This is a genomic window from Thiomonas sp. TH-17 (genome assembly GCF_057473305.1).
The window spans coordinates 1-3115 of the sequence record NZ_JBYCKI010000299.1; the positions used below are offsets into that span (position 1 = coordinate 1).

5 protein-coding genes are annotated in these 3115 nt (G+C 67.0%); all 5 read left to right on the forward strand.

The annotated features are described in order from the left end of the window. Positions 1–188 precede the first annotated feature (188 nt). The 5 genes from AC2VLV_RS16545 to AC2VLV_RS16565 all read left to right on the forward strand — a co-directional run bounded on the left by AC2VLV_RS16545 (position 189) and on the right by AC2VLV_RS16565 (position 2950). Positions 189–818, forward strand: coding sequence for a hypothetical protein (locus AC2VLV_RS16545; RefSeq protein WP_486991008.1), 630 nt, complete (start codon positions 189–191; stop codon positions 816–818). A 120-nt stretch (positions 819–938) separates the two neighbouring features. Beyond that, positions 939–1130: a helix-turn-helix transcriptional regulator gene (locus tag AC2VLV_RS16550; RefSeq protein WP_486991009.1), complete on the forward strand. Its 192-nt coding sequence runs from the start codon at positions 939–941 to the stop codon at positions 1128–1130. Next, positions 1127–1483: a hypothetical protein gene (locus tag AC2VLV_RS16555; RefSeq protein ID WP_486991010.1), complete on the forward strand. Its 357-nt coding sequence runs from the start codon at positions 1127–1129 to the stop codon at positions 1481–1483. The genes AC2VLV_RS16550 and AC2VLV_RS16555 overlap by 4 nt, the downstream gene beginning before the upstream one ends. Then, the gene (locus tag AC2VLV_RS16560) at positions 1480–2418 is read left to right on the forward strand and encodes an AAA family ATPase (protein ID WP_486991011.1); all 939 of its coding nucleotides are present in this window, start codon (positions 1480–1482) and stop codon (positions 2416–2418) included. The genes AC2VLV_RS16555 and AC2VLV_RS16560 overlap by 4 nt, the downstream gene beginning before the upstream one ends. Before the next feature lie 115 nt (positions 2419–2533). Continuing rightward, entirely contained in the window at positions 2534–2950 is a 417-nt protein-coding gene (locus AC2VLV_RS16565; RefSeq protein WP_486991012.1) for a hypothetical protein, read from the forward strand. Positions 2951–3115 lie beyond the last annotated feature (165 nt).

Below are 3115 nucleotides of genomic sequence, written 5' to 3' on the forward strand. Positions count from 1 at the left end.
CGTGGCGCTGGAGACCTGGGAACGCCGGCTGCACGCGCTGCTGACCGGTTCCACGGCAAAGAACGTGACCCCCCTGCGGCGCCCGCGTAGCGCCTGACTTCAATCGCCACGGCTAGGCAGGCCAGCCGAAAAGGGGTGCGCACCTACCCCCTGCCGCGGCGCCTTATCGGTGCATGTGGAGGTGCAGCATGAGCAAGTCGAAAAACCCGAAGATCACGCGCGAGGAACGCGAGGCCCTGGCTGCGGTACGTCCGGGGCTGGACGCACTGCGGGAGGCCTTACGCAAGCCATTACCGGCCACCGCCGAGCATGAGGCCGCCGCGCATCGGCGCATCGCCGCGTGGGCCGAGGCATGGGCGCAGACGCCGCCGCTGGTGCAGGCGAAGTTCAACTGGCTGGAGGATCGCCTAACCGAGCTGCTGCGCGATCGCGTCGAGCTGCACCGCTTGAAGGATCGGCTGGCGCAGGAGGCCGACACAAGCGCGACCAGCGGCGCCAAGGGCGGACGGAAAAGCATCAAGCCCGCCGGCGCCGATGAGCTGATCTTGCAGGAGCTGGCCCGCAACGAGCGCGCGCGCAAGGTCAACCGCAAGAGCATGAAGCAGTTCGATCAGGACGTGGCGACCGCACTGAACAACGGCAACCCGTCCACGGATGTGAAGAACTGGGTCACGCCCACGCAGGCGCGCGATTGGCGCTTGGTGCTTCAGCGTGTCAAGGCAGAGGGCACCGAAAAAGGGGCCGACGTTTCAGGAGATTGCAGCGCGCCGCGTAGCGAAACCCCAGGTTTGCGACGAAAGCCAGAAATACCGCTGTAGCGTTCCCCTAACGAAAAACCGGCGACGTTTGCAGACGCCGCCGGCCTTGAAACCGCCGCGCTACGCGACGCCCGAGAGGGGCACTCAGTGTAGCGCGGCCACGACTCGAAGGAGTAGGCCGTGCTCGAAAGACACTATTCAGTGGCCGAACTGTGCCGCGATCTGGGTATCAGCCGGACAACGGCCTGGCGCCTTGTTCGCGATGGCAAGCTGCCGAAGCCAGTAGCGGTTTCCGAGCGGCGCCGCGCGTGGCCTGAGAGCGCCGTCGTGCAGTACCTCGCCGATCGTGCCGGCAAGGCTGGTGCGCCATGAAGGCCGCGCCTTTTTTCCGCGAGATCGCTGCTGTGATTGCATCGGCCCGCGTGCCGGACGTGCGCTTGTACGCAGGCACACCGGATCGCCGCTGGCCGCAAGCACTGGCACGCCGCGCCATGGTAGGCCCAGCGACCGCAACCTTGTTGCCCGTCGGCGCCGATCCACTCGCCCTGCGCTGGCCGGCGTGTCCCGTGGTGGCAGACATCACCGGACTGGACGGGGCGACCGTTCGCAAGCTGGCCGAGGCGCTGGTGCGCGATGGCTGCGAGCTGGCCTATTTGATCGACCTGACCGACAGCACGCGCTCGATTCGGCTGCTGGCCGAGACGGCGCAGGAGGCGGCGGCATGAGCATCAAGACCGTCACGATGACACGCCCTGCGGCGACCACGCTGCCACTGCGCGCAGTTGATATTGCCGAGCTGCTGACGCTGGATATTCCGGCGCGCGAGGCCTTTCTGGCGCCGTGGTTGACCTCGCAGTCATTGAGCATGATCTATGCGTGGCGAGGCACCGGGAAGACCCTGGCCGCGCTCGCCATCGCCTACGCGGCAGCATCCGGCGGTTCCTGTTTCGGCTGGAAGGCACCCAAGCCGCGCCGCGTGCTGTATCTCGATGGCGAATTGCCAGCGGCGGAACTTCAGTCACGCGCGGCGGCGCTGGTGGCGGATGAAGACACGCAGCCCGCGCCGCGCATGCTGCGATTCCTGACCCCCGACCTGCAACCGCGCGGCATGCCGAACCTCGCCAGCCAGGACGGACAGACCGCGCTCGAACCGCTGGTGGCACAGGCCGATCTTATCGTGGTGGACAGCATCGCCACCTTGGGCAGAGCAGGCCGCGAGAATGAGGCCGAGAGCTGGCAGCCTGTCGCCGCATGGGCGCTGGAGCAACGCGCAGCCGGGCGGGCGGTGCTATTCGTGCACCACGCCGGCAAGGGCGGTGCACAGCGCGGCACCAGCAGCCGCGAGGACATCCTCGATGTGGTGCTGAGCCTCAAGAGGCCAAACGATTACCACGAGCGCGAGGGCGCCCGGTTCCTGGTGCAGTTCGAGAAAGCCCGAGCGCTGAAGGGCGCGGACGTGGAACCGTTCGAGGCACGCCTGGAATCCGGCCCGGACGGTCGCCGCTGCTGGACCTGCAAGCCGGCTGAGATAGGCCGACTCGAACAGGTGCGCGAGCTGCACGGATTGGGCATGTCTGTCCGCGAGATCAGCGAAGAACTGGGCATGAGCAAGTCCGCCGTACACCGCGTCCTGCAACGACAGGAGGGGGCCCATGAATGAGATGATGAAGCTCTGTCCCACTGTCCCAGACTCTAGGAGTGGGACAGCGGGACAAGCGCCGACCCCGAGCGGGACAGCGCGCGGGACAGCAGCGGGACAACCCGACCTGAAAGCCTTGGCCCATAAGGTTTTGCGGGCGGGACAAGGTGCGGGACAGCAGCGGGACAGCGACCCCGGGACGGCCTCGAAAGTCTGTCCCACAGGCCGGGACAGCGGGACAGCCAGCGGGACAGCGGCCAACGTCCTGCACAAGCCCGGCGACCTGGCCGAGCAGCGCCGCCGACTGACCGCCGCAGCCGTCGCCCAAGGCATCCCTGCCGAGATCGTGCTGGCACTCGATGACCTCGATGTTGACGGTTGTCAGTGGCTGGATGAACCGGGCCTGCGCCGCTATGCCCAGATCGTGCAGGAGAACTACCTGCGCGCCCATGGCGTGGCCGTGCTGCACCCCACGGCAAAACCCGGGGTTTCCGTAGTGCCAGCCCCAGCACATGCGCTTCAATCGAAACCACCAAAGGAGTTGACCCCATGACCACACAAATCACCGACGCCCGCCGCACCTTGGCCGCCGCGCAAACCGAACTCAAGAAGGCCGCCGATGCGCAAGCCCGAATCGGCGCCGATCACGCGAAATTGCTGGCTGTCGTAACCCGGCACACGGAACTGGCGGCGCAGCTCGAAGCCGCCCAGCAGGCGC